Source organism: Croceibacter atlanticus HTCC2559 (assembly GCF_000196315.1).
In the GTDB taxonomy this organism is placed as follows: Bacteria; Bacteroidota; Bacteroidia; order Flavobacteriales; family Flavobacteriaceae; genus Croceibacter; species Croceibacter atlanticus.
This window is the reverse complement of the sequence record NC_014230.1, coordinates 194,301-217,342: the sequence shown is the minus strand read 5'-3', so window position 1 is coordinate 217,342 and position 23,042 is coordinate 194,301. Positions and strand designations below refer to the sequence as shown.

26 protein-coding genes and 3 tRNA genes are annotated in these 23,042 nt (G+C 34.2%); 11 read left to right on the top strand and 18 right to left on the bottom strand.

Going from position 1 to position 23,042, the window contains the following annotated elements:
- From CA2559_RS00920 to CA2559_RS00905, 4 genes are all read right to left on the bottom strand, one after another.
- Positions 1 to 894, bottom strand: coding sequence for a MerR family transcriptional regulator (locus CA2559_RS00920; RefSeq protein ID WP_013185951.1), 894 nt, complete (start codon positions 892 to 894; stop codon positions 1 to 3).
- Between the two features lie 141 nt (positions 895 to 1,035).
- Positions 1,036 to 1,119: transfer RNA gene (locus CA2559_RS00915), tRNA-Leu, on the bottom strand.
- Between the two features lie 8 nt (positions 1,120 to 1,127).
- A tRNA-Lys gene (locus CA2559_RS00910) sits at positions 1,128 to 1,200 on the bottom strand.
- A 38-nt stretch (positions 1,201 to 1,238) separates the two neighbouring features.
- A tRNA-Lys gene (locus CA2559_RS00905) sits at positions 1,239 to 1,311 on the bottom strand.
- A 108-nt stretch (positions 1,312 to 1,419) separates the two neighbouring features.
- Here CA2559_RS00905 and CA2559_RS00900 point away from each other — a divergent pair.
- The gene (locus CA2559_RS00900) at positions 1,420 to 1,938 is read left to right on the top strand and encodes a shikimate kinase (protein ID WP_148232759.1); all 519 of its coding nucleotides are present in this window, start codon (positions 1,420 to 1,422) and stop codon (positions 1,936 to 1,938) included.
- Here the strand turns inward: CA2559_RS00900 and CA2559_RS00895 are convergent.
- Genes CA2559_RS00895 through CA2559_RS00885 form a run of 3 tightly spaced genes read right to left on the bottom strand, consistent with a single transcriptional unit; the run spans position 1,930 to position 3,370 of the window.
- Positions 1,930 to 2,424: a phosphoribosyltransferase family protein gene (locus tag CA2559_RS00895; RefSeq protein ID WP_013185949.1), complete on the bottom strand. Its 495-nt coding sequence runs from the start codon at positions 2,422 to 2,424 to the stop codon at positions 1,930 to 1,932. The two genes, CA2559_RS00900 and CA2559_RS00895, sit on opposite strands and share 9 nt — an antisense overlap.
- Positions 2,425 to 2,427: 3 nt before the next feature.
- On the bottom strand, positions 2,428 to 3,003 hold the full coding sequence (locus CA2559_RS00890) for a class I SAM-dependent methyltransferase (RefSeq protein WP_013185948.1): 576 nt from the start codon (positions 3,001 to 3,003) through the stop codon (positions 2,428 to 2,430).
- The gene (locus CA2559_RS00885; RefSeq protein ID WP_013185947.1) at positions 2,993 to 3,370 is read right to left on the bottom strand and encodes an RNA-binding S4 domain-containing protein; all 378 of its coding nucleotides are present in this window, start codon (positions 3,368 to 3,370) and stop codon (positions 2,993 to 2,995) included. Before CA2559_RS00885 ends, CA2559_RS00890 begins: the two co-directional genes overlap by 11 nt.
- Before the next feature lie 83 nt (positions 3,371 to 3,453).
- Here CA2559_RS00885 and CA2559_RS00880 point away from each other — a divergent pair, with 83 nt between their 5' ends.
- A complete protein-coding gene (locus tag CA2559_RS00880) occupies positions 3,454 to 4,422 on the top strand; it encodes an FKBP-type peptidyl-prolyl cis-trans isomerase (RefSeq protein WP_238524716.1) in 969 nt (322 codons plus the stop codon).
- A gap of 72 nt (positions 4,423 to 4,494) precedes the next feature.
- Here CA2559_RS00880 and CA2559_RS00875 read toward each other — a convergent pair whose 3' ends face one another.
- Positions 4,495 to 5,448, bottom strand: coding sequence for a transketolase family protein (locus CA2559_RS00875; RefSeq protein WP_013185945.1), 954 nt, complete (start codon positions 5,446 to 5,448; stop codon positions 4,495 to 4,497).
- A gap of 18 nt (positions 5,449 to 5,466) precedes the next feature.
- A complete protein-coding gene (locus CA2559_RS00870) occupies positions 5,467 to 6,312 on the bottom strand; it encodes a transketolase (RefSeq protein WP_041241060.1) in 846 nt (281 codons plus the stop codon).
- 171 nt (positions 6,313 to 6,483) lie between these two features.
- On the opposite strand from CA2559_RS00870, the gene tgt reads away from it, so the two are divergent.
- The 6 genes from tgt to CA2559_RS00840 all read left to right on the top strand — a co-directional run bounded on the left by tgt (position 6,484) and on the right by CA2559_RS00840 (position 13,672).
- Positions 6,484 to 7,614 carry a tRNA guanosine(34) transglycosylase Tgt gene (tgt, locus tag CA2559_RS00865; RefSeq protein ID WP_013185943.1) on the top strand — a complete coding sequence of 377 codons (1,131 nt, stop codon included), beginning with the start codon at positions 6,484 to 6,486 and terminating at the stop codon, positions 7,612 to 7,614.
- On the top strand, positions 7,614 to 8,693 hold the full coding sequence (locus tag CA2559_RS00860) for an LptF/LptG family permease (protein ID WP_013185942.1): 1,080 nt from the start codon (positions 7,614 to 7,616) through the stop codon (positions 8,691 to 8,693). Before tgt ends, CA2559_RS00860 begins: the two co-directional genes overlap by 1 nt.
- Positions 8,680 to 9,609, top strand: a complete 930-nt coding sequence (locus tag CA2559_RS00855; RefSeq protein ID WP_013185941.1) for a DMT family transporter — start codon at positions 8,680 to 8,682, stop codon at positions 9,607 to 9,609. Before CA2559_RS00860 ends, CA2559_RS00855 begins: the two co-directional genes overlap by 14 nt.
- Before the next feature lie 84 nt (positions 9,610 to 9,693).
- Entirely contained in the window at positions 9,694 to 10,647 is a 954-nt protein-coding gene (locus tag CA2559_RS00850; protein WP_013185940.1) for an acetyl-CoA carboxylase carboxyltransferase subunit alpha, read from the top strand.
- 168 nt (positions 10,648 to 10,815) lie between these two features.
- Positions 10,816 to 12,354, top strand: a complete 1,539-nt coding sequence (gene dnaB, locus CA2559_RS00845) for a replicative DNA helicase (RefSeq protein ID WP_013185939.1) — start codon at positions 10,816 to 10,818, stop codon at positions 12,352 to 12,354.
- A gap of 61 nt (positions 12,355 to 12,415) precedes the next feature.
- Positions 12,416 to 13,672, top strand: coding sequence for an asparagine synthetase B (locus tag CA2559_RS00840; RefSeq protein ID WP_174258539.1), 1,257 nt, complete (start codon positions 12,416 to 12,418; stop codon positions 13,670 to 13,672).
- Here the strand turns inward: CA2559_RS00840 and CA2559_RS00835 are convergent.
- From CA2559_RS00835 to CA2559_RS00810, 6 genes are all read right to left on the bottom strand, one after another.
- Entirely contained in the window at positions 13,669 to 14,517 is an 849-nt protein-coding gene (locus CA2559_RS00835) for a DUF6268 family outer membrane beta-barrel protein (RefSeq protein WP_013185937.1), read from the bottom strand. The genes CA2559_RS00840 and CA2559_RS00835 overlap by 4 nt on opposite strands.
- 123 nt (positions 14,518 to 14,640) lie before the next feature.
- A complete protein-coding gene (rplT, locus tag CA2559_RS00830) occupies positions 14,641 to 14,985 on the bottom strand; it encodes a 50S ribosomal protein L20 (RefSeq protein WP_013185936.1) in 345 nt (114 codons plus the stop codon).
- A gap of 108 nt (positions 14,986 to 15,093) precedes the next feature.
- Complete coding sequence (gene rpmI, locus CA2559_RS00825; RefSeq protein ID WP_013185935.1) at positions 15,094 to 15,291, bottom strand: 50S ribosomal protein L35; 198 nt, start codon at positions 15,289 to 15,291, stop codon at positions 15,094 to 15,096.
- Between the two features lie 63 nt (positions 15,292 to 15,354).
- Complete coding sequence (gene infC / locus CA2559_RS00820) at positions 15,355 to 15,870, bottom strand: translation initiation factor IF-3 (protein WP_262485276.1); 516 nt, start codon at positions 15,868 to 15,870, stop codon at positions 15,355 to 15,357.
- An 80-nt stretch (positions 15,871 to 15,950) separates the two neighbouring features.
- Positions 15,951 to 17,897, bottom strand: coding sequence for a threonine--tRNA ligase (gene thrS, locus CA2559_RS00815; protein WP_013185933.1), 1,947 nt, complete (start codon positions 17,895 to 17,897; stop codon positions 15,951 to 15,953).
- Positions 17,898 to 18,000: 103 nt separating this feature from the next.
- On the bottom strand, positions 18,001 to 18,252 hold the full coding sequence (locus tag CA2559_RS00810) for a DUF1456 family protein (RefSeq protein WP_041241059.1): 252 nt from the start codon (positions 18,250 to 18,252) through the stop codon (positions 18,001 to 18,003).
- A 143-nt stretch (positions 18,253 to 18,395) separates the two neighbouring features.
- Here CA2559_RS00810 and CA2559_RS00805 point away from each other — a divergent pair, with 143 nt between their 5' ends.
- Together CA2559_RS00805 and CA2559_RS00800 are read left to right on the top strand one after the other, a co-directional pair.
- Positions 18,396 to 18,914 carry an IS1096 element passenger TnpR family protein gene (locus CA2559_RS00805; protein WP_013185931.1) on the top strand — a complete coding sequence of 173 codons (519 nt, stop codon included), beginning with the start codon at positions 18,396 to 18,398 and terminating at the stop codon, positions 18,912 to 18,914.
- A gap of 43 nt (positions 18,915 to 18,957) precedes the next feature.
- A complete protein-coding gene (locus CA2559_RS00800) occupies positions 18,958 to 20,016 on the top strand; it encodes a nucleoid-associated protein (RefSeq protein ID WP_013185930.1) in 1,059 nt (352 codons plus the stop codon).
- Here the strand turns inward: CA2559_RS00800 and yidD are convergent, their stop codons facing one another.
- Genes yidD through folE form a run of 3 tightly spaced genes read right to left on the bottom strand, consistent with a single transcriptional unit; the run spans position 20,017 to position 22,423 of the window.
- Entirely contained in the window at positions 20,017 to 20,229 is a 213-nt protein-coding gene (gene yidD / locus CA2559_RS00795) for a membrane protein insertion efficiency factor YidD (protein ID WP_013185929.1), read from the bottom strand.
- 6 nt (positions 20,230 to 20,235) lie between these two features.
- Positions 20,236 to 21,723, bottom strand: a complete 1,488-nt coding sequence (gene cysS / locus CA2559_RS00790) for a cysteine--tRNA ligase (RefSeq protein WP_013185928.1) — start codon at positions 21,721 to 21,723, stop codon at positions 20,236 to 20,238.
- Positions 21,724 to 21,745: 22 nt separating this feature from the next.
- Positions 21,746 to 22,423, bottom strand: coding sequence for a GTP cyclohydrolase I FolE (folE, locus tag CA2559_RS00785; protein WP_013185927.1), 678 nt, complete (start codon positions 22,421 to 22,423; stop codon positions 21,746 to 21,748).
- Positions 22,424 to 22,581: 158 nt separating this feature from the next.
- On the opposite strand from folE, the gene CA2559_RS00780 reads away from it, so the two are divergent.
- Entirely contained in the window at positions 22,582 to 23,040 is a 459-nt protein-coding gene (locus CA2559_RS00780; protein WP_013185926.1) for a hypothetical protein, read from the top strand.
- Positions 23,041 to 23,042: the final 2 nt, after the last annotated feature.

Below are 23,042 nucleotides of genomic sequence, written 5' to 3'. Positions count from 1 at the left end.
TTAATATTGTAATTGTAAAATGGCTTGTGAAACAGTATCGAAAAACTTTATGTTATTTTTAAATCCAGACTTATCTATACCTTGGTGCTTTCTGCCCATAACCCAAAGCTCTTTGATGCTCTCTTTACAAATAACTTCCTCAAATTCTTTAATGTATGAAGGAATGTCTTCAGGTTGTACTGTAAAATATGTTGCGAAAATTATAGTTTCATGTAGGTTTAGTATGTTTTCAAGATCACATACAGGCAAGCTGCTTCCTAGATTAATAACTCTATAGTTTTCTAACAAAACTTCGTAATGAAAATAATTTAAGCCTAAATCATGAATTTCATTAGGCGGTAAGTATAAAACAAATAATTTGCTGTCATCATAATTATTTGGATTCTGGGCTTTCTCTATCTCAATACTTAATTTTTGTTTTATAAGATTGGTTATAAAATGCTCATGACAAGGATTAATGGTTTTTGTTTGCCATAAAAGACCTATCTCTTCAAGCAAAGGAATAAAGACGTCTTTAAATATGTCACGAAATCCTTTTTCTGAAAGCAATTTTTGATAAGTGCTTTCAAATAGGATTTCGTCAAAATTTATCATTGAAATTTTAAACTTTGCTATTGCTCTATTTTCATCACTTTTACTTGCTGAAATTCTATTCACGAGTTTGATGACATCTTCGTCACTCATTTTAGAAATCCTAGAGATTTTATAACCGTTATCATTCAGGAAAGATATATTTAATAATTTCTGAAGATTGGTGATATCGTACAGTCTAATATTAGTATCTGTACGGTCTGGTTCTAATGCGCCGTATCTTTTTTCCCATATTCGAATAGTATGAGCTTTAATACCGCTTAGATTTTCAAGATCCTTTATGCTGAATTTTTGTTTAACCATTGTATTTAATCGATTAAACAAAACTAAATAAAAAGAATGCAATATCACTAAATAGGACGTTAAAATCTCATTTATTTGATAATAAAAATAATTTTGAAAATTGTGGAGTTGAAAAAAACCTTGTAGAAAACAAGGTTTAAGTGCCCAGAATGAGAGTCGAACTCACACGCCCTAACGGACACATGGCCCTCAACCATGCCTGTCTACCAATTCCAGCATCTGGGCAAAAGAAGTGATCTGGCTGGGGCTCGAACCCAGGACCCTCTCCTTAAAAGGGAGATGCTCTACCAACTGAGCTACCAGATCTAATAAAAAAAAGGCTTTCGCCTTTTTAAATAAAGAAGTGATCTGGCTGGGGCTCGAACCCAGGACCCTCTCCTTAAAAGGGAGATGCTCTACCAACTGAGCTACCAGATCATGCATATTTAGATTTCTCTAATGCGGGTGCAAATATACTATCATTAATTTATATGACAAAGGTAAAATGTTATATTTTTACTAACTTATAAATTTAAATTAGTTTTAATGGTTTTTTTAATGGGGTATATGGGAAGTGGAAAATCTACCTTAGCTAAGGCTATATCTAATGTTACGGATATTCCTTTTTATGATTTAGATGACCTTATAGTAAAAGATACAGATATTAGCATTTCAGATTTTTTTAAAAAACATGGTGAAATAGCCTTTCGAAAAAAAGAAACAGAAGTGTTAAAAGCTTTGATAGAAAGTAATGAAAGGTGTGTTGTTGCTTTAGGTGGTGGTACTCCTTGTTATGCAAATAATTTAAGTTTAATTAAAGACTCCAATTCGGTAACGTCAGTATATCTAAAACTTTCATTAGATGCTTTGGTTAATAGGTTATGGGGTAATAAAATTAATAGGCCTTTAATAAGCCACATAGAAAGTAAGCAAGAATTGAATGATTTTGTGAGAAAGCATCTCTTTGAGCGTAGTTTTTATTATAATCAAGCAGATGTGATCCTTGGCTGTGATGCTAAAACTGAGAGTGAGTTAACTAAAGAAATTTCTACAGAATTATTCTAAGGTTACTTTCATTTTAGGTGAAAATGTTACGACAACATTTTCATTTATTGATGTTGATAGTGAAATACCTTTATAGTCTGCCTTTACAGGATATTTTTTATGATTTCTATCTACAAGAACAGCGGTTTTAAATTGTTGTAATGGAACCTTTAAAAAATGACTTACTGCATAAATTAAAGTAGAGCCAGAGTTTAAAACATCGTCAACGAGAATCACAGATTTATTTTTATACACATCTTCACTTACGTCAACCTTTACTGTGCCAATTGGGTTTTTCTTGTCAATGTCTAGTTTGCAAAGTGTAACAGTAAGGTTAGATACTTTTTCAACAGCCTCTTTAAGCTTTATAGCAAGCTTGTGTCCATTTGGATAAATCCCAGAAATAATAACAGAAGACTCATTAATGTTGGCTTCGTAAATCTGAAATGCCATCCTTCTAATTTTATGTTCAATGTCTTCTGCAGATAAAATTTCAGCTGTTGTCATGAGTTACTTTTTTTCAAAGATAAAAAAGAGTTCACTTCCTTGTCTTGGTTTTATTGAATTATAGCAATTTTCTAGCTTCTTAATTTTAAATAAGTTTTTAAATAGATTTTTGTATTCTTTTTTATTACCGCCAAATGGAGGTCCCGTTTTATCAAATTCTTTATTGAAAAACAAGCCTACTAAACATCCATTGCTATTTAAAAGCTTAGATGTATGATGAGCATAATGTAGTCTTTGTTCTGGGTGTAAAGCGCAGAAGAATGTTTGCTCTAATATTAAATCAAATTTTTGAGTTAAGTTAAAGAAGTCTAGATGTAAAATATGAGATTTAGGAAAATCTGGTACGCGCTTAGAGAATTCTAATAAAGGATGTTCCGCTAAATCAACTATAAAGACATTTTCAAAACCTTGATTGTGTAGGTACTCAGCCTCGTAAGCATTTCCGCAACCAGGAATTAAAATAAAAAGTGTTTTATTAGAAAGTGTGTCTATGTAGTGTTTTAAAGGAGGTGACACTGTGTTAAGATCCCATCCAGTGTTGTTATTGGCATATCGTTGTTCCCAAAAGTTAGATGTCATCTGTATCGTCTATAAAACCCTCAATATCTCTACGGTCTTTTTTAGTAGGTCTTCCTGTACCTTTTTCGCGCTGTTGAGATTTTGTATAACTCAATAGGTCTAATTTCTCTAAGTTTTCTGCAGGTGTAATATCTACAAGATATAATCCAACTAATTTAGCACCAACTCTAGATTTAGGGGTGTCAAGTACTCTAATTTTATAATTAATCTGATTTTTTCTCACTTCAATTTCATCTAAGGGATGAACTTCTCTTGAGGGCTTGAGATTTTGGCCGTCTATCTTTACGCGACCAAGATTACACGCTTTAGTGGCAAGACTTCTAGTCTTAAAATATCTTACACACCATAAATATTTTTCTACTCGCATATTAATTAAGGGGATTAGCCGTTACAGTATAGCAAAAATACAAGAATATTGTATCTTGCGCATAAAATTAAGCAATGATGAAAATGAATAAAATTTTACTTCCAGCTATATTGGTTTTAGCTGTACTTGTATCTTGTAATGATGATGATACAGAGGATTTTGTACCTGTGCCGGATAGAGATAGGGCTGAGGTTGATGCAGAAGATCAATTAGAATTACAAACCTATCTTGAAACCCATTTTTACAATTATGAAGAGTTTGAAAACCCTTCGGAAGATTTTGATTATGTGGTAAGGTTTGATACAATTGCAGGAGAGAATATAGATAAAATCGCACTTATTGACAGGCCAGAACTTTATACTAAAACTGTTGAGGAGGCAGATATAGATTATAACTTATATGTTCTTAAAGTAAGAGAAGGTGTTGGTCGTGCGCCAACAGCAGCAGACTCAACATATGTTACTTATAGAGGTGAGTTGCTTACAAATGATCTTTTTGATAGTTCTGTGCAACCTATTTGGTTTGATCTTCCTGGAGGATTAACAGCGAGTGGTTTAATACCTGGATTTACTGCTGGTATAACAGAGTTTAAAGATGCAAGTGGATTTGTAGAAAACACAGATGGAACCATAACTTTTAATGATGATTATGGTATTGGAGCGGTATTCTTTCCTTCTGGGATAGGTTACTTTAGTGGTAGTGTGGGGATTATTCCTACATATTCTCCATTAATTTTCAGTTTTAAATTATTTGTATCTAATCAAGCAGATCATGATAATGATGGTATTCCGTCATTCTTAGAAGATGCAACTGGAGAAAATAGTGAATTTGAAAGTGGAGAAGATACAGATTCAGATGGCGGCCCTAATTATTTAGATGCAGATGATGATAATGATGGAGTTCTTACAAGAGATGAAATTATTTCTGAAGATTTAAATAATGATGGTGTTATTACTATAGATGAAATTATTTTTACAGATAGCAATAATGATGGTATTGCAGATTATTTACAGGCAGATGTAGATGGTAGTCCGGAAGAAGAGGAAGAATAAAAAGAAAACATTCTAATAAAGAAAAAGCGTAAACAAATGTTTACGCTTTTTTTATTCTTAAAAAAGTTAAGTCTATTTTCTAGAGATAACTTGCTTTGCTTTAGCTATAATAGCATCTGCATTAAGACCGTATTTGTCCATTAATTGTGCAGGTGTTCCACTTTCTCCAAATGTATCTTCTGTAGCTACAAATTCTTGTGGAGTTGGTAAATTAAGGGAAAGAGTTCTTGCAACACTTTCTCCTAAGCCGCCAAGATAGTTATGCTCTTCAGCAGTAACAATACATCCCGTTTTTTTAACAGAGTTAATTATGGCTTCTTCGTCTAAAGGCTTTATTGTATGAATGTTAATTACTTCAGCAGAAATACCATCTTTCTCTAATGCTTCGCAAGCTAATAGAGCTTCCCAAACCAAATGTCCAGTAGCAACAATAGTAACATCTGTACCTTCATTTAATAGAACAGCTTTTCCTATTTCGAAAGTTCCGTTTTCAGGCGTGAAATTAGAAACCTTAGGACGCCCAAATCTTAAATAAACAGGACCTTCGTGTTTTGCTATTGCAAGTGTTGCTGCTTTAGTCTGGTTGTAGTCACAAGTGTTTATGACAGTCATGCCTGGCAACATCTTCATTAATCCGATATCTTCTAAAATTTGATGGGTAGCACCATCTTCACCAAGAGTGACACCTGCGTGAGATGCGCAGATTTTTACATTTTTATCTGAGTAAGCTACACTTTGTCTTATCTGATCGTAAACACGACCAGTTGAAAAGTTAGCAAATGTTCCTGTAAATGGTATTTTTCCTCCAATAGTCATTCCTGCAGCAATACCTATCATATTAGCTTCTGCAATACCTATTTGAAAAAATCGATCTGGGTGGTTTTCTTTAAACTCATCCATTTTTAATGATCCTGTTAAGTCTGCACAAAGTGCCACTACATTTTCATTGGTTTTTCCTAATTCTGTTAAACCAGCTCCAAATCCTGAGCGTGTGTCTTTATTTCCTGTATTAGTGTATGTTTTCATTGTAATGTAGTAATAGCGTTAGTAGTCTCCTAAAGTTTCTGGATTTTGCTTTAAAGCAGTTTCTAGTTGCTCGTCATTAGGTGCTTTTCCGTGCCAAGCGTGAGTGTGCATCATAAAATCTACACCGTTACCCATAACAGTATGCATAAGAATAAGTACAGGCTTACCGTTTCCGGTTTTGCTTTTAGCTAACTTTAGGCCATCTATAACTTCCTTTATATTATTTCCATCTTTAATTTCTAAGACATCCCATCCAAAAGCTACAAACTTCTCTTTAAGATTTCCTAATGGTAATACTTTATCTGTCGAGCCATCAATTTGTTGCCCATTTAAATCTATAGTAGCAATTAAGTTGTCTATACCATTACCTGCAGCATACATAAATGCTTCCCAGTTTTGTCCTTCTTGCAATTCGCCATCGCCTAAAAGTGCATATACTAACTTATCGTCTCCATTTAATTTTTTAGAACTTGCAGCACCAATTGCAACAGACAGGCCTTGCCCTAAAGAGCCAGATGCCATACGTATGCCTGGTAAACCTTCGTGGGTAGTTGGGTGTCCTTGTAATCTAGAATTAATAAGTCTAAATGTATTAAGTTCTTCAACAGGGAAGTAGCCACTTCTAGCCAAAACACTATAAAAAACAGGTGATATATGCCCGTTAGATAAAAAGAATACATCTTCATCTTTACCGTTCATGTTAAAATCACTGTTATGTGTCATTACCTCTTGGTAAAGAGCTGTAAAAAATTCTGCACAACCTAATGAGCCTCCAGGATGTCCTGAATTTACGCGGTGTACTTGTCTCAAAATGTCTCGTCTCACTTGAGTTACGAAATCCTCTAATGCTTTAATGTCTGCCATATTTGGAATAGGTTGATTTTCTGCAAAAATACGCATTGTTATAAGGGTTAAAAAATTAAAAGAATGCAGTTATTAACGATTTTAAGGAAGTAGTAAACAACTCGTATTAATTTTTGAAGCAAATTCGATAATCTATTTCAGTTGGTTATCTTTGCCCTTCTATTTTAGCCTATGACATTCGATCTTCTTTCAACAGATAAAAACTCTCAAGCACGAGCAGGAACAATTACTACAGACCACGGTAAAATTGAAACTCCAATTTTTATGCCTGTTGGTACAGTTGGTACTGTAAAAGGTGTGCATCAAAGAGAATTAAAACAAGATATTAATCCCGATATAATTTTAGGGAATACGTACCATTTGTATTTAAGACCTCAAACAGAGATTTTAGAGAAAGCTGGTGGGTTGCATAAATTTATGAACTGGGATCGTAATATCTTAACAGATAGTGGTGGTTATCAAGTTTACTCATTATCGTCTAATAGAAAAATAAAAGAGGAAGGCGTTAAGTTTAAATCCCATATAGATGGTAGTATGCATACGTTTACTCCAGAAAATGTGATGGAAATTCAGCGTACAATAGGTGCAGATATAATTATGGCTTTTGATGAGTGTACGCCTTATCCGTGCGACTATCAATATGCAAGACGATCTATGCATATGACGCATAGGTGGTTAGAGCGTTGTGTGGCGCATTTAAAAAAGCTACCTTTTAAATACGGTTATGAGCAAACCTTCTTTCCTATTGTACAAGGTAGTACCTACAAAGATTTAAGACAGCAATCTGCAGATTATATAGCAAGTGTTGGAGCAGACGGAAATGCAATTGGAGGTCTTTCAGTTGGAGAGCCTGCCGAAGAGATGTATGCTATGACAGATGTTGTTACAGCAATATTGCCTAAAGAAAAGCCACGTTACTTAATGGGTGTTGGTACTCCTATTAATATACTTGAAAATATTGCGCTTGGTATAGATATGTTCGACTGTGTAATGCCTACAAGAAATGCACGAAATGGAATGTTGTTTACCGCACACGGTACAATTAACATCAAGAATGCCAAGTGGAAAGATGATTTTTCTCCTATTGATGAAATGGACATTACTTGGGTAGATACAGAGTATTCTAAAGCATATTTAAGACATCTTTTTTCTGTAAATGAATTTTTAGGCAAGCAAATTGCTACAATTCATAACTTAGGCTTTTATTTGTGGTTAACTAGAGAAGCGCGTAAGCAAATATTAGCAGGTACTTTTAGAGTATGGAAAGATAAGATGGTTAAACAAATGGACAAACGCCTTTAATGAAAATATTAGATTGGTACATATTAAAACGATACTTGGGAACTTTTGTAACCTTGTTGTTGTTGTTTATACCAATTGGTATTACAGTTAATTTAGCTGAAAAAATTGATAAGATTTTAGCTAATGATGTACCTTTTATTGAAGTTGCGGAGTATTACTTAAACTTCACCATTTACTTTGCTAATTTATTATTTCCGCTGTTTTTATTTCTCTCGGTAATTTGGTTTACTTCAAAACTAGCAAACAATACAGAGATTATAGCATTTTTAAGTTCTGGAGTTTCTTTTTATAGGTTTTTAAGACCATACCTAATAGGTGCTACCATAGTGTGTTTATTAGCGTTAATAATGGGTATGTATTTAGCGCCATCTGCTAGTAAGGGTTTTAATGAGTTTAAATACACTTACCTTAAAAGTGGAGGAGACAACCAACAAGAAACCAAAAATGTGTACAGGCAAATAAATGAAGACGAGGTTATTTATGCTACAAACTTTAATCCTTCAAGGCAATCTGCTCTAAATTTCACACTTGAGCATTTTAAGGATAATGTGTTAGAATATAAGATTAGTGCCTCTAGGTTACAGTATAATAAGGAAGACACAACGTATACCTTAACTAACTTTAATAAACGTTTGGTTGGAGCTAGAGGAGATTCTTTAATTCATTACAGAAAGTTAGATACAATCTTGCCATTTGAGTTTGATGAACTTACGCCTAATTCCTACGTGGCAGAAACACTTAATTTTAATGAACTTAATAAGTTTATTGAAGATGAAAAACGACGTGGATCAGGGAATTTAAATAGATATTTAGTGGTTGCTTATAAAAGATGGAGCACACCAGTTTCGGCTTATATACTTACTATTATAGCTGTTGCGGTTTCTGCAATGAAACGCCGTGGCGGTATGGGTATTAACCTAGCAATAGGTATTGCGGTGGCATTTAGTTTTGTCTTTCTAGATAAGGTTTTAGGTACTATCGCAGAACAAAGTGATTTCTCACCTCTTGTTGCGGTCTGGTTTCCAAATGTGTCCTTTGGGATATTAGCAATCTATCTACTTTACAATGCCAAACGCTAAGCTACAAAGCTACTTACATTTTCATGTTATTGTTTTTATATGGGGTTTTACCGCAGTTTTGGGAGCACTCATATCTATCGACGCTTTACCGTTAGTGTTTTATAGAATGTGGTTAGCAAGTGGTTTTATTTTTTTGTGGATTCTTTATAAAAAGAAACCTTTAAAAATGACAGCAAAACAACTATTAATTTTGGCATCTGCAGGAATTGTAATTGCCTTGCATTGGCTAACTTTTTTTGAAGCTATAAAAGTTTCAAATGTCTCTATCACGCTAGCGCTTATTGCTACTGGCGCATTCTTTACTTCAATTATGGAACCTATTTTCTATAAGCGAAAAGTAATTTGGTACGAAGTTTTTTTTGGTGTCTTGGTTATTGCAGGTCTTTACATAATATTTAATGTAGAAACAGATTATGTTTTAGGTATTATTTTAGCATTAATATCTGCATTCTTATCTGCAGTTTTTTCCTTGATAAACGGCAAATTAGCGCAAAAAGGAGATGCTTCAGTTATTTCATTTTATGAGTTGCTAATTGGCGTAATCGCTATTACAATCTATTTAGGTTTTGATACTTTTATAGGAGAAGCATCAGCAGGATTTACTTCAGAATTTTTTCAACTTAGCAATCAAGATTGGTTATTGTTATTGGTGTTGGCATCGGTTTGTACAGCGTATGCATTTATAGCATCTGTTGCTGTTATGAAGTACCTGAGTCCATATACAATTATGCTAACTATAAACTTAGAGCCTGTTTACGGTATAATATTAGCATTTTTCATCTTTGGAAGTAAAGAAGAAATGAATCCAGAATTTTATTACGGTGCTTTAATAATTTTATCTACTGTAGTGTTAAATGGAATTCTGAAAAATAAAGACGGTATTGGCAGATTTGCTAAGCGAAGAAAAATGAGATAAGTTTTAAGTGTAATCTTAAAACTAGATTATTCACTTCCCAAAAAATGTTTGCTATATTTGTAAGCTAAAATAACAACACCTTTTATGGAATATTTAGAGTTTGAGTTGCCTATCAAAGAACTTGAAGAGCAATATGAAAAAGCAAAAAATATTGGATCAGAGAGCGAAGTAGATGTTACGGCAACCTGCAAGCAAATTGAGAAAAAACTAAATGAAACCAAAAAAGACATATATAAGAACCTTACCGCTTGGCAACGTGTTCAAATGTCTCGTCACCCTTCACGCCCCTATACATTAGACTATATTAAAGCTATTTGTGGTGATACATTTTTAGAGCTTCATGGCGATAGAAATGTAAAAGATGATAAAGCTATGATTGGTGGTCTTGGAAAAATAGGAGACCAGAGTTACATGTTTGTAGGTCAACAAAAAGGCTTTAACACCAAAACCAGACAATATAGAAATTTTGGTATGGCTAATCCAGAAGGCTACCGTAAAGCACTTCGCCTTATGAAATCTGCCGAGAAATTTGGTGTGCCAGTAGTATGTTTTGTTGATACGCCAGGTGCTTATCCAGGTTTAGAAGCAGAAGAACGTGGTCAAGGTGAAGCTATTGCAAGAAATATTTTGGAAATGACACGCCTTAAAGTGCCAATTATTGTAGTAATAATAGGTGAAGGTGCTAGTGGTGGTGCTTTAGGTATAGGTGTAGGAGATAAAGTATTAATGTTAGAGAATACTTGGTATTCTGTAATATCTCCAGAGTCTTGCTCTTCTATATTATGGAGAAGTTGGGAGCATAAAGAAGAAGCTGCAGAGGCTTTAAAGCTTACAGCTAAAGACATGAAAAAGATGAAGTTAGTCGATGAAATTGTGAAAGAACCATTAGGTGGCGCACATAGAGATAGAGACAAAACGTTCTCAACGGTAAAAGAGAAAATAGCAAGCTCTTATGCAGAGTTTAAAGACTTATCACCAAAAGATTTAGTGGAACAAAGAATGAATAAATATTCAGAAATGGGAGTCTTTAAAGGCTAATCCCCATTAAACCACTTGCTCACAAAAACCTGAAGTTGATGCTTTGGGTTTTTTTGTGCTTATTAACAGGAGAATATAGTTATCCACAACTTGTACACATGGTAATTGTTAATATATCAAGACGGTATTTAACACGCATCATGAGTCTAAATTTTTTACATTCGCTTTATGGAGAACGTCAATCAGCAAACATCTAAAAATTACAACAGAGGACAGGTTATATCCTTGGAAAAAGGAAAATTGCCACCTCAGGCAACTGATTTAGAGGAGGTTGTGTTAGGTGCGATGATGATAGATAAAAAAGGGGTCGACGAAATTATAGATATTCTTAACCCAGATGTATTCTATAAGCAGTCTCACCAATATATTTTTGAAGCAATTTTTAAATTGTTTGAAAATAGTGAGCCTGTCGACTTATTAACCGTTTCTCAGCAACTTAAGAAAGATCAGAAACTTGAGGCTGCTGGTGGCGATTTTTACCTAGTTCAACTTACTCAAAAGGTATCTTCTTCTGCACATATCGAGTTTCATGCGCGTATTATCTTGCAGAAATATATTCAGCGTAGCTTAATTAAAATTTCAAACGAAATAATTGAGCAATCCTATGATGAAACTACAGACGTTTTTGATTTGTTAGATACGGCAGAATCTAAACTCTATGAAGTTACACAAGGAAATATTAAGAGATCTTCAGAAACAGCAAGAGAGCTTGTAATACAAGCAAAGAAAAAGATTGAAGATATTTCGAACAAAGAAGGTCTTAGTGGTGTGTCTTCAGGTTTTGAGCGTGTAGATAAGTTAACTTCTGGATGGCAACCAAGTGATTTAATAATTATGGCTGGTCGTCCTGGTATGGGTAAAACAGCGCTCACATTGTCTATGGCAAGAAATGTAGCTGTAGATCAAAATATACCAGTAGCATTCTTTTCTTTGGAGATGTCTTCTGTACAGTTAATTACACGTCTTATTTCTTCTGAAACAGGATTGTCTTCGGAAAAACTAAGAACTGGTAATTTAGAAAAGCACGAATGGGAGCAACTTAACGTTAAGGTAAAAGGTTTAGAGAAAGCACCATTGTTTATTGATGATACACCTTCTCTCTCAATTTTCGATTTAAGAGCAAAGGCTAGGCGTTTGGCATCGCAACACGGTATTAAACTTATAATGATAGATTATTTGCAGTTAATGACAGCTGGTGGTAGCCAAAAGGGAGGAAACAGGGAACAAGAAATTTCTACTATTTCTAGAAACCTAAAAGCTTTAGCTAAAGAATTAAGTGTGCCAGTAATAGCATTATCTCAATTATCTCGTGCTGTAGAAACGCGTGGTGGTAGCAAGCGTCCATTATTAAGTGACCTTCGTGAATCTGGAGCAATCGAGCAGGATGCAGATATTGTATCCTTTATATACAGGCCAGAATACTATAAGATTGAAGAATGGGATGATGAAGAACGCACGCCAACCGAAGGTCAAGCCGAATTTATTATTGCTAAACACCGTAACGGTGGTTTAGATAATATACGTCTTAAATTCGAAGGACATTTGGGTCGTTTTGCAAACCTTGAAACATTTGATTCTCCATTTGAGTTCCAATCTGCATTGAACAAGGATGATGATAATCCTTTTAGTACAGATATGCCATCTACATCACCAGAGCAAGCCTTTGGAAGTAATATGAATGACGATGAGAATGATGTTCCATTTTAAACTCCTTTTTCTTAAAACCTAACCATTTATTTGGAATAAAATTTGAGTATCTTTTCATACTATGAAAAAGATTATCTTACTACTGCTACTTTTAATCTCTGCTGAAGGATTTTCTTCCTATATCATCATTCCTATGGATGAAGATACGCAGCAAGATCATTTAAAAGCCTACGGTCTTACGTATTGGATGCTTCAGAAGCAACAAAAAGTAAAATGGTTACTAAACTATCGTGGCGGTTCTTTCCTTATGGCAGATTCTCAAGAGTTACGTAATGAATGTAAGATAAGAGGTATTTCTTTTGAAACATTAAGCGATTCAAAAACAGAGGAAATACTAACAATGATTAGCTCTCCTTCTCAAAATATGGAAGCTGTAGTTTTAGAAAAAGCACCAAAAATTGCCGTGTATTCTCCAAAAGGAAATTTGCCTTGGGATGATGCTGTTACAATGGTGCTAACATATGCTGAAATTCCTTACGAGGTAGTTTATGACAAAGAGGTTTTAAGCGATCAGCTTATATTATATGATTGGTTGCACTTGCACCACGAAGACTTTACGGGACAATACGGTAAATTTTATAGAGCATATAGAGCTGCGCCTTGGTATATCGAAGAAAAACAAAAAGCCGAAGCTTTGGCGCAAGAACTTGGTTATAGTAAGGTGTCTGAGGAGAAAAGAGCTGTTGCTTTAAAAATTCGTGATTATGTAGTAGGTGGCGGCTTTATGTTTGCAATGTGCAGTGCTACAGATAGTTTTGATATTGCCTTAGCTGCTGAAGATGTAGATATTTGCGAGCCTATGTTTGATGGTGATGCAAGCGAAGCTGGTTACCAAAATAAAATAGATTATTCTAAAACATTTGCTTTTACAGATTTTACTCTTGAGCGAAGCCCAATGGTTTATGAGTTCTCTTCTATTGATACTACACCTAAAAGAAAAATTCCGCGTACTACAGATTATTTTACTTTAATGAATTATTCTGCAAAGTGGGATCCTATACCAACTATGCTTACCCAAAACCACACCAGTTTGGTAAAAGGCTTTATGGGACAAACTACGGCTTATGACTCTAAAGAAATTAAGAGTAATGTCTTGGTAATGGGAGAAAACAAAACAAATAATGAAGCGCGCTATATTCACGGTATTAAGGGCAAGGGATTTTTTACGTTTTATGGAGGTCACGACCCCGAAGATTATCAGCATAGAGTAGGAGACCCAAAGACAGAGTTAGAGTTGCATCCAACTTCACCTGGTTACCGCTTAATTTTAAACAATGTATTATTTCCTGCTGCTCGAAAGAAAAAGCAGAAAACTTAATTTAAAATACGGTAAGCTAAGCCTATTCTTCCAGTAAGTACATCCTTAACTTCTCTGGTGTTAGGGTTTAAAAGTAAGTCCTGCTCATTATACAGTTCGTATTTCTGATAATTTAAAAAGCCAGCGCGACCGTAAACCACCAAACCTTTAGTTAGATAATACTCTATAAATACTTCAGATGTAAACTCTGTAAGCTCAATATAGTGTAATGAAGTATTGTTAAGCTCTGTTCTATATTGTTCTGTGACATAGTTTAAACGTAATCCAGCATACCAAGAAGATTCTTTTACAGTGTATTTTAGATAAGCATATTGTGGTAATAAAACATTTAGTTGCCAACGGTTAGTTCCAAACCTATAATTTAACCCTATAAATGGAAATGCTAAGACGCCTTTTGGTTGTTTTCTTGCATATGCTCCAAACCTGTATGACAAACGTTCAGAAGACTTATAAGTTGCCAATGCGCCTCCACCAAATTGGTAATGCTCATTATCTATAGAGTTAAAGTTAGAAGCAAGTCTAGCTAGAGCAAATCCTTGTATTTTCCAAGAGTCATTAAAATTGTGACTAATTCCAGTGATGAGTTCTGGTTTGTATAGGCTTAGTGGGTTTGGTCCTGTAATGATTCTTTGCTGATAACTGGGTCTAAAAAACACAGTTGTAGTTTTATTAGAATTTGTATTAAAACCCAATAATAAGCCAGCATTAAATACGGTAGTGTTGTAATTGGTGTTCTCTTTTGTATTGCCGTTAAATTGTTGAAATTCAAAGGTTGCTATTTCTGTATATTGTGCGGAAATTGAAACTGAAAATACTAGGAGGCAGGCAAGACAAATAAACTTCATAAGGTAATATTATAATGTTATGAAGTTAAGCTTTTATTTTAATAACAACACCTTATGTATAAAACAACAAAAAACCCTTCAGTAAAACTGAAGGGTTTTTCTAAGAGAGAATGTTGTTATAATTTATTTTACTTTGTTGACAACTGCTGTGAAAGCCTCTGGATGGTTCATTGCTAAGTCTGCTAATACCTTACGATTAAGTTCGATATTGTTTTTCTTAACTGCACCCATAAACTGAGAATAAGACATACCATTTAAACGTGCACCTGCGTTAATACGCATAATCCATAATGAACGGAAGTTTCTTTTCTTAGTCTTGCGGTCTCTGTACGAATATTGCATCGCTTTGTCTACCGCATTTTTTGCTACTGTCCAAACGTTTTTACGACGTCCAAAGTAACCTTTTGCTTGCTTCATCACCTTTTTTCTTCTGGCTCTTGAAGCTACTGAATTTACTGATCTTGGCATAATTTTAATTGTTTTTGTAGTAGGCGCCCTAACTTAATTTAGGATCTTTTGTTGGCCCAACTCCATGGTTTATAATTTATTTAACCTTAGTTATAATGTCTCTAAATATTACTTTAGGTTCATCATAATCTTTACATTAGGCTCATCTGCTTTGTGTACCAAAGTAGAGTGCGTTAATGCAAGCTTTTGTTTTTTAGTCTTCTTTGTTAAGATGTGACTTTTAAACGCGTGCTTTCTTTTAATCTTACCAGACGCTGTTAGTTTAAAACGTTTCTTAGCACTGGATTTTGTTTTCTGTTTAGGCATAATTCCTAAGTTTTACTCTCTCTTTATTGTATCTGTTTTAGTGCTTTACTAAAATCAGTAATATTATTTTGTCTTCTTAGGAGCAATGAACATTGTCATTCGCTTTCCTTCTAGTTTTGGCATTTGCTCAACCTTTCCTACATCTTCTAGGTCTTGTGCTAAACGCAATAAAAGAATTTCTCCTTGATCTTTAAATACTATAGATCGGCCTTTAAAGAAAACATAAGCTTTCAATTTAGCGCCTTCTTTTAAGAACTTCTCACCGTGGTTTTTCTTAAACTCGTAGTCATGATCATCTGTATTGGGACCAAAACGAATTTCTTTTACAACCACTTTACTCGCTTTTGCCTTAATGGCTTTTTCGCGTTTCTTTTGTTCGTATAAAAATTTCTTATAATCCATAACCTTTGCAACTGGTGGCTCAGCGTTAGGGGAAATTTCTACAAGATCTAATCCTTGCTCTTCAGCAATTTTTATAGCATCTCTTGTTGGGTATATACCCATTTCTACATTGTCACCTACAAGGCGCAATTCTTTAGCTCTAATTTTGTTGTTAATCTTATGAGGGTCCTCTTTTATTTCTCTTAGAGGTCTTCTCGATCTTTTTCTACGTATTGCTATGGCTTACTTATTTTAAAACTGAAATAAATCAGTTGTTGTTAAACTTCAAATGTTTTGAGGGTTTTAGAAATCTCTTCGTTTACAAGTTTTGAAAACTCTTCAACTGTCATTGTTCCTAAATCCTCTCCACCGTGTTTACGTACAGAAACCGTACCATCATTTTCTTCTTGCTCTCCAACTATCAACATATATGGTATTTTGTTGACTTCTGCTTCACGAATCTTCTTACCCATTGTTTCACTTCTATGATCCGTAAGGGCGCGAATTTCGTGATTTTCAAGCAAATTTAAAACTTTTTTGCTGTAATTCTCATATTTCTCGCTGAGTGATAGGATAATAGCTTGTTCTGGCATTAACCATAATGGGAAGTTTCCGGCAGTATGTTCTAGTAATATTGCCACAAAACGCTCCATGCTTCCAAATGGAGCTCTGTGAATCATAACTGGTCTATGCAACTCATTGTCACTGCCTTTATATGTCAGGTCAAAACGTTCTGGCAGATTGTAGTCTACCTGAATTGTGCCAAGTTGCCAGCTTCTGCCAAGTGCATCTTTAACCATAAAGTCTAATTTAGGGCCATAAAATGCGGCTTCGCCAGTTTCTACTATGTAATTTAGACCTTTATCTTTAACAGCACTTAAAATTGCATTTTCTGCTTTTTCCCAATTTTCTTCTTTACCAATATACTTGTCAGGATTTTCAGGATCTCTTAATGATACTTGTGTTGTGAAGTTTTCAAAGCCTAAACTAGAGAAAACATACATTGTAAGGTCTATTACCTTTTTAAACTCTTCATCTAATTGATCTGGCGTACAAAAGATATGGGCATCATCTTGGGTAAAGCCTCTTACACGAGACAAGCCGTGAAGCTCACCACTTTGCTCGTAACGGTAAACTGTCCCAAATTCTGCATAACGCTTAGGTAAATCTCTGTAAGACCAAGGACTGTTATTGTATATTTCGCAGTGGTGCGGGCAGTTCATAGGTTTTAATAAAAACTCTTCGCCTTCTGCTGGTGTTGAGATTGGCTGAAAACTGTCTTCGCCATATTTGGCATAGTGCCCAGATGTTACATATAATTCTTTTTGCCCAATATGTGGTGTTACAACCATTTCATATCCAGCCTTTTTCTGTGCTTTTTTTAAGAAATTTTCAAGACGTTCTCTTAATGCTGCACCTTTAGGTAGCCATAGCGGCAAACCTTGACCAACTTTTTGTGAAAAAGTAAACAAGCTAAGTTCTTTTCCTAACTTTCTGTGGTCGCGTCTTTTAGCTTCTTCTAAAAGCTCTAAGTATTCCTTTAATTCTTTCTGCTTTGGAAAAGAAACTCCATAAACTCGTGTAAGTTGAGGGTTTTTCTCATCGCCACGCCAATATGCACCTGCAATATTTAATAGCTTAACAGCTTTAATAATGCCAGTGTTAGGTATGTGGCCACCACGGCATAAATCTGTAAAGTTACTATGGTCACAAAAAGTAATGTCACCATCTGTTAAGTTCTCAATTAATTCAACCTTAAAAGGGTTGTTTTCGTTCTTGTAAAACTCTAGAGCTTCGGCTTTAGTTACAGAGCGTAATTGAAACTCGTGTTTGCCACGTGCTATCTCTAGCATTTTATCTTCAATCTTCTTAAAGTCGTTTTCAGAAATCTTCTGATCACCAAAATCTATATCGTAATAAAAACCATTGTCAATAGCAGGTCCTATGGTTAATTTTATACCAGGATAAAGCTGTTGTAAAGCATCTGCCATAACGTGAGATGTAGAGTGCCAAAATGCTTTTTTACCTTCTTCGTCACGAAATGTAAATAAGATTAGGCTACCATCTTCATGAAGAGGTGTTGTGGTTTCTACCTTTGTACCGTTAAAGCTTGCAGAAATAACGTTTCTGGCAAGGCCTTCGCTTATACTTTTGGCGACATCCATTGCTGTAGCGCCAGCTTCAAATTCTTTTACACTGCCATCTGGCAAAGTGATATTGATCATAGTGATAAAATTAAGGTTGCAAAGATAATGGGATTGCAATAGTTACGCAATAATCCTATATGGAATATCATAGGAGTATTAGGTTAATTGTAGATTAAGAAAATTAAGTTGTTTTTTTCTCTCTTTTGTCTGGCATTGGTCCTCTTAAATGTATAACTAGTCCATTAAGGAAATTTCTTAAAAATTGATCACCACACTCTACATATTTAGGATGGTCTTCTTTTCTAAAAATTGCCCCTAACTCGCTTTTTGTAACCTTAAAATCTACCAACGCACATATCTGTACAATATCGTCATCCCTTAGTTTTAATGCAACTCGTAATTTTTTAAAAATGTCATTATTAGTTAAAGCCATAAAATAATCTTTGTTTATAATTGGCAAGATATTGCTTTTCTAAAGAACCTAAATGTTAAGTATCTATTTTTAAAAGGCAGTGTAATATATTTATGTTTTTCCTATTGTAATCTCGTATCTTTGCACACTTAAAATTTTAAGCTATGGTTTATAGATTTAGAGTTGTACTCGATACTGTTGAAGATGTTTTTAGAGATATAGAAATTTTAAAAACAAATTCATTAGAAGATTTACACAATGTTATTACCCAATCTTTTGGGTTTGATGGTACAGAGATGGCTTCTTTTTACGTTAGTGATGATGAGTGGAGCCAAGGAGAAGAGATTGTGCTTTTTGATATGAGTGAAGGTGTTAGTAAAGTGAGGATGATGAATGAAACAGCTATTGAAGATGTTTTTTCTCAGAGCAACACTAAGATGATTTATGTGTATGACTTTTTAAGTATGTGGACATTCTATGTAGAGCTAGCAGATATTTCTGAACAGGCAGAAGGTGTAGATTACCCTAACCTTATGTATGTTCATGGGCAATTGCCAGATAGTCCTCCAGATAGAGAGTTTGAGGCAGAAGATTTAGGCGGTGATGAATACGAGAACGAATTTCAGGACGACTTAGATATAGACGATTATGACAATCTGGATTTTGATGAAAACTGGAACTAATACTTGTCTTGTAAAATTTATTAATTTAAAATAATACTAGTTAATGATTAACTTATATAACGCTCAAATAGAAAACTTAAGTATTCATAGAATAGGTAACAAAAGCCGTAATGAATCTTATTTTATGTCACAAAGTCCTTATGTGTTGAGTGATGAGTTAACGCCACTTATAAAAGAATTTTTTTTAAAGTCTTTTAGAGAAAAAGAAGAGACGTATTACAATTTTACGCACGAGGCAGATTTAGAGTTTCACGAACTATTTAATGTAGCCTCTAAAATTTTTGAGCAACCAGAAGTGGCTCATGAGCAGTCTAAAAAAATTGCTTCATTATTATATGAAACATCTAGTCATCCGCATATTAAAAGTGGAGAGCTGTATGTAGTGTACTTTGAAAATGTACAGCTAGATAATGAGAAAATGAGCGCAATAGGGATCTTTAAAAGTGAATTAAAAAGTGATTTTCTTCAGTTTAAAGAAAAACAAGATAACCTTGACCTTATCCTTGAGCAAGGTGTTAACTTGAATAAATTAGATAAAGGTGCTCTAATTTTTAATAAAAATAAAGAAGAAGGTTATAAGATCTTGTCTGTTGACTCAAATCGCTACGATACCAAATATTGGTTAGAGCAGTTTTTAGGCGTAGATGTTTTTGCCGATGATAATTTCTTCACTAAAAACTACTTAAAATTTTGCCAGAATTTTGCTAAAGATGTTGTAAATCCTGCTGAAGATAAAAAGGAGGAAGTGATGTTTATGAATCGTGCAGTTAATCATTTTGCTAAGAATGATAAGTTTGAAGAAACATCGTTCTTAAACGAAGTTATTGATAACCCAGATCTTATTCCAGAATTCAAGCATTACAAGGTAGAGAAAGCCCCTAAGTATAAAATTGAAGACTTAACAGAGTTTCCAATTTCAAATACAGCAGTAAGTGCTTCAAGAAAATCTATAAAGAATACAATTAACCTAGATACTAACATTCAAATTAAAATGGATTTTATTAATCCAGAAAGTGCTGAAAAGTTTGTTGAAAAAGGTTGGGATGAAGAAAAACAGATGTACTATTACTTAGTTTACTTTAATAAAGAAGAAAAGAATTAATTAAGGTACAGGATCATATCCAGAGCCACCAAATGGGTTACAGCTAAAAATACGCTTTATACCAAGCCAACTGCCTTTAATAGCGCCGTGTTTTTGTAGCGCTTCAACAGTATATTGTGAACACGTTGGTTCGTATCTACAAGTTTTAGGGGTTAGCGGCGAAATATATCGCTGGTAACCCCTAATTAATATGATGAAAAAGCGTCTTAACATATAATATTATAAATTAAAGACAGTACCATCTTTACCATCTTTAAGTTCAATATCTAGTTTTGCCAACTCGTCTCTAATTTTATCGCTTGTAGCAAAGTCTTTGTTAGCTCTTGCTTCTGCTCTAAGTTGTATAAGAAGTTCTAGAGTGCCACTTAATTTATCTGAGCTAGAATCTGTAGCAGTATTACTATTTGCATTTTCTAATCCTAAAACATCAAATACAAACGCATTAAGTGTTTCCTTTAAAATACTTAGGTTTTCTTTTGTAATGGTGTCTTTGTTATCGTTAACTGTGTTTATAAGTTTAACGGCATCAAATAACTTAGCTATTAATACTGGACTATTGAAGTCATCATTCATAGCGGTATAGCAGCTGTTCTTCCAGGTTTCAACATCTATAGAAGATGTGTTGCTGGTAGGAAGGCTGTCTAACATATTTATAGCGGTCATTAGTTTAAAGTAACCTTTTTCAGATGCTAATAATGCTTCATCACTAAAATCAAGAATACTTCTGTAATTAGCTTGTAGCATAGAAAACCTAACAACACTTGGTAAATATGCTTTGCTTAAAATATCATTATCACCAGTAAACATTTCATTAGGTAAAATGTAGTTTCCGGTACTTTTAGCCATTTTCTTACCGTTTAGGGTTAGCATATTGGCGTGCATCCAATAGTTTACAGGATCTTTACCCGAAGCTGCTTTGCCTTGTGCTATTTCACATTCATGATGAGGAAACTTTAAATCCATACCACCACCATGAATATCAAACTGTTCTCCTAAGTATTTTGTGCTCATTACAGTACACTCAAGATGCCAGCCAGGAAAGCCATCACTCCAAGGCGAAGGCCATCTCATTATGTGTTGTGGTTCAGCTTTTTTCCAAAGCGCAAAATCTTGAGGGTTTTTCTTGTCGCTTTGTGCGGCAAGTTCTCTTGTGTTTGCGATCATGTCTTCTAACTTACGGCCACTTAAAATGCCATAGTTATTAGATGAATTATATTTTAAAACATCAAAATATACAGAGCCGTTAGCTTCATAAGCAAAGCCTTTGTCTATAATGTCTTTAATAATTTCAATTTGTTCAACAATATGTCCTGTAGCGGTAGGCTCTATACTTGGCGGAAGATTATTGAATTTTCCTAAGGTGTTATGAAAATCTACAGTGTAGCGTTGTACTACTTCCATAGGTTCAATTTGTTCTAGGCGAGCTTTTTTAGCAATACGATCTTCACCTACTTCTGCATCATTCTCTAAATGGCCTGCATCTGTAATATTACGAACATAGCGCACTTTGTATCCAAGATGTTTTAGGTAACGAAACACCAAGTCGAAAGAAATAAATGTCCTACAATTTCCTAAATGAACATTGCTATAAACCGTAGGGCCGCATACATACATTCCTACATGATGTTCATCTATTGGCTTAAAAATTTCTTTTTGTCCAGAAAGTGAGTTGTAAATCTGAAGATTCTTGGCCTGCTCTAAGATCATAATTGCAGCGCTTTTTTTTTATTTAAAATTCGGTATCAAGTTTTATGTAATCTAAAAACTCGCGTTTTGTCTCTTTGTCTTTAAATTGTCCGCCAAACTCGCTAGTAACAGTACTGCTATCTATATCACGAATTCCTCTACTGTTTACGCAAAGGTGTTTGGCATCTATAACACAGGCAACGTCTTCTGTGCCTAATACTTTTTGAAGTTCTTCAACAATTTGTAAAGTTAATCGCTCTTGCACTTGTGGTCGCTTTGCGTAGTAATCTACAATTCTGTTCATTTTAGAGAGGCCTACTACATTTCCTTTTGAGATGTAAGCTACGTGTGCTTTTCCTACAATAGGAAGTAAATGGTGTTCGCAGGTAGAGTAAACAGTAATGTTTTTTTCAACTAGCATTTCACCGTATTGGTACTTGTTTTCAAAAGTAGATGCTTTTGGCTTTCTGTCTGGATGTAGACCGCCAAAAATTTCTTTAACAAACATTTTAGCAACGCGTAAAGGTGTGCCCTTAAGACTGTCGTCTGTAAGATCCATACCAAGAGTTTCTAAAATACGCTTTACATCATCTTGTATTAAAGTGATTTTTTCTTGGTCATCAAGATCAAAAGCGTTGTCTCTTAATGGGGTCTCTCTACTTGCTCCTGCGTGATTGTCACCACGTTCTTCTACATTTTCTAATAAATCGTCTAGCTTCATAAATTTACAACCAACTTTATATAAATATTAAGGGTGCAAAGATACTGATTAATTACATGAAATCACTAGAGATAATTAATTGACCATTTTCTATCTTATTTAACACAATTTTTACAGAATTTTAGTACTTTTCCGCACTTAACGGATAAATAAGACTTATGAAGAATATTACTCCTAAGTATTGGGTGTTAATTTGTTTTGTGTTAATAAACTTAGGTGTTAGTGCGCAAATTAACAATATATATAAGATACCATCAGACTCTCAGGTGGTTACTTTAGTAGAGGAAGTTTATAGTGAAAATTCTGAAAAAGAAATATTTAACAGAAAAGCACGTTATAATTTTATTAAGAATCTGCTTCAAAAAAGAATTGTTGTCACTTCAGACAAAGACATTTTAAATAAAATAGAAGATGAGGTTTATCTTTCTGAAGTGCCGGTGTTTAATACATTCAATGCATCGTTAAAGAAACCGTTAAGCTTTAATCTAACTAATTTTAATCCATTAATATATAATATTAATTGGTATGATGTAAAGCCACATTATTATAAAATAGATAATCAAAATTTATTACTTATTGTATTTCCCCAAGAAGTAAACAACACTACTGAAAGATAGAC

What these genes read in the sequence shown, in the direction of transcription:
- CA2559_RS00780 (WP_013185926.1), top strand. Translation starts at nt 22,582, where the DNA reads ATGAAGAATATTACTCCTAAGTATTGGGTGTTAATTTGTTTTGTGTTA.
- rplT (WP_013185936.1), bottom strand. Translation starts at nt 14,985, where the DNA reads ATGCCAAGATCAGTAAATTCAGTAGCTTCAAGAGCCAGAAGAAAAAAG.
- CA2559_RS00840 (WP_174258539.1), top strand. Translation starts at nt 12,416, where the DNA reads ATGAAAAAGATTATCTTACTACTGCTACTTTTAATCTCTGCTGAAGGA.
- CA2559_RS00895 (WP_013185949.1), bottom strand. Translation starts at nt 2,424, where the DNA reads ATGACAACAGCTGAAATTTTATCTGCAGAAGACATTGAACATAAAATT.
- CA2559_RS00850 (WP_013185940.1), top strand. Translation starts at nt 9,694, where the DNA reads ATGGAATATTTAGAGTTTGAGTTGCCTATCAAAGAACTTGAAGAGCAA.
- CA2559_RS00800 (WP_013185930.1), top strand. Translation starts at nt 18,958, where the DNA reads ATGATTAACTTATATAACGCTCAAATAGAAAACTTAAGTATTCATAGA.
- CA2559_RS00920 (WP_013185951.1), bottom strand. Translation starts at nt 894, where the DNA reads ATGGTTAAACAAAAATTCAGCATAAAGGATCTTGAAAATCTAAGCGGT.
- CA2559_RS00900 (WP_148232759.1), top strand. Translation starts at nt 1,420, where the DNA reads ATGGTTTTTTTAATGGGGTATATGGGAAGTGGAAAATCTACCTTAGCT.
- thrS (WP_013185933.1), bottom strand. Translation starts at nt 17,897, where the DNA reads ATGATCAATATCACTTTGCCAGATGGCAGTGTAAAAGAATTTGAAGCT.
- cysS (WP_013185928.1), bottom strand. Translation starts at nt 21,723, where the DNA reads ATGATCTTAGAGCAGGCCAAGAATCTTCAGATTTACAACTCACTTTCT.
- CA2559_RS00890 (WP_013185948.1), bottom strand. Translation starts at nt 3,003, where the DNA reads ATGACATCTAACTTTTGGGAACAACGATATGCCAATAACAACACTGGA.
- tgt (WP_013185943.1), top strand. Translation starts at nt 6,484, where the DNA reads ATGACATTCGATCTTCTTTCAACAGATAAAAACTCTCAAGCACGAGCA.
- rpmI (WP_013185935.1), bottom strand. Translation starts at nt 15,291, where the DNA reads ATGCCTAAACAGAAAACAAAATCCAGTGCTAAGAAACGTTTTAAACTA.
- CA2559_RS00810 (WP_041241059.1), bottom strand. Translation starts at nt 18,252, where the DNA reads ATGGCTTTAACTAATAATGACATTTTTAAAAAATTACGAGTTGCATTA.
- folE (WP_013185927.1), bottom strand. Translation starts at nt 22,423, where the DNA reads ATGAAGCTAGACGATTTATTAGAAAATGTAGAAGAACGTGGTGACAAT.
- CA2559_RS00870 (WP_041241060.1), bottom strand. Translation starts at nt 6,312, where the DNA reads ATGGCAGACATTAAAGCATTAGAGGATTTCGTAACTCAAGTGAGACGA.
- CA2559_RS00805 (WP_013185931.1), top strand. Translation starts at nt 18,396, where the DNA reads ATGGTTTATAGATTTAGAGTTGTACTCGATACTGTTGAAGATGTTTTT.
- CA2559_RS00875 (WP_013185945.1), bottom strand. Translation starts at nt 5,448, where the DNA reads ATGAAAACATACACTAATACAGGAAATAAAGACACACGCTCAGGATTT.
- CA2559_RS00860 (WP_013185942.1), top strand. Translation starts at nt 7,614, where the DNA reads ATGAAAATATTAGATTGGTACATATTAAAACGATACTTGGGAACTTTT.
- CA2559_RS00855 (WP_013185941.1), top strand. Translation starts at nt 8,680, where the DNA reads ATGCCAAACGCTAAGCTACAAAGCTACTTACATTTTCATGTTATTGTT.
- CA2559_RS00885 (WP_013185947.1), bottom strand. Translation starts at nt 3,370, where the DNA reads ATGCGAGTAGAAAAATATTTATGGTGTGTAAGATATTTTAAGACTAGA.
- CA2559_RS00835 (WP_013185937.1), bottom strand. Translation starts at nt 14,517, where the DNA reads ATGAAGTTTATTTGTCTTGCCTGCCTCCTAGTATTTTCAGTTTCAATT.
- CA2559_RS00880 (WP_238524716.1), top strand. Translation starts at nt 3,454, where the DNA reads ATGAATAAAATTTTACTTCCAGCTATATTGGTTTTAGCTGTACTTGTA.
- dnaB (WP_013185939.1), top strand. Translation starts at nt 10,816, where the DNA reads ATGGAGAACGTCAATCAGCAAACATCTAAAAATTACAACAGAGGACAG.
- yidD (WP_013185929.1), bottom strand. Translation starts at nt 20,229, where the DNA reads ATGTTAAGACGCTTTTTCATCATATTAATTAGGGGTTACCAGCGATAT.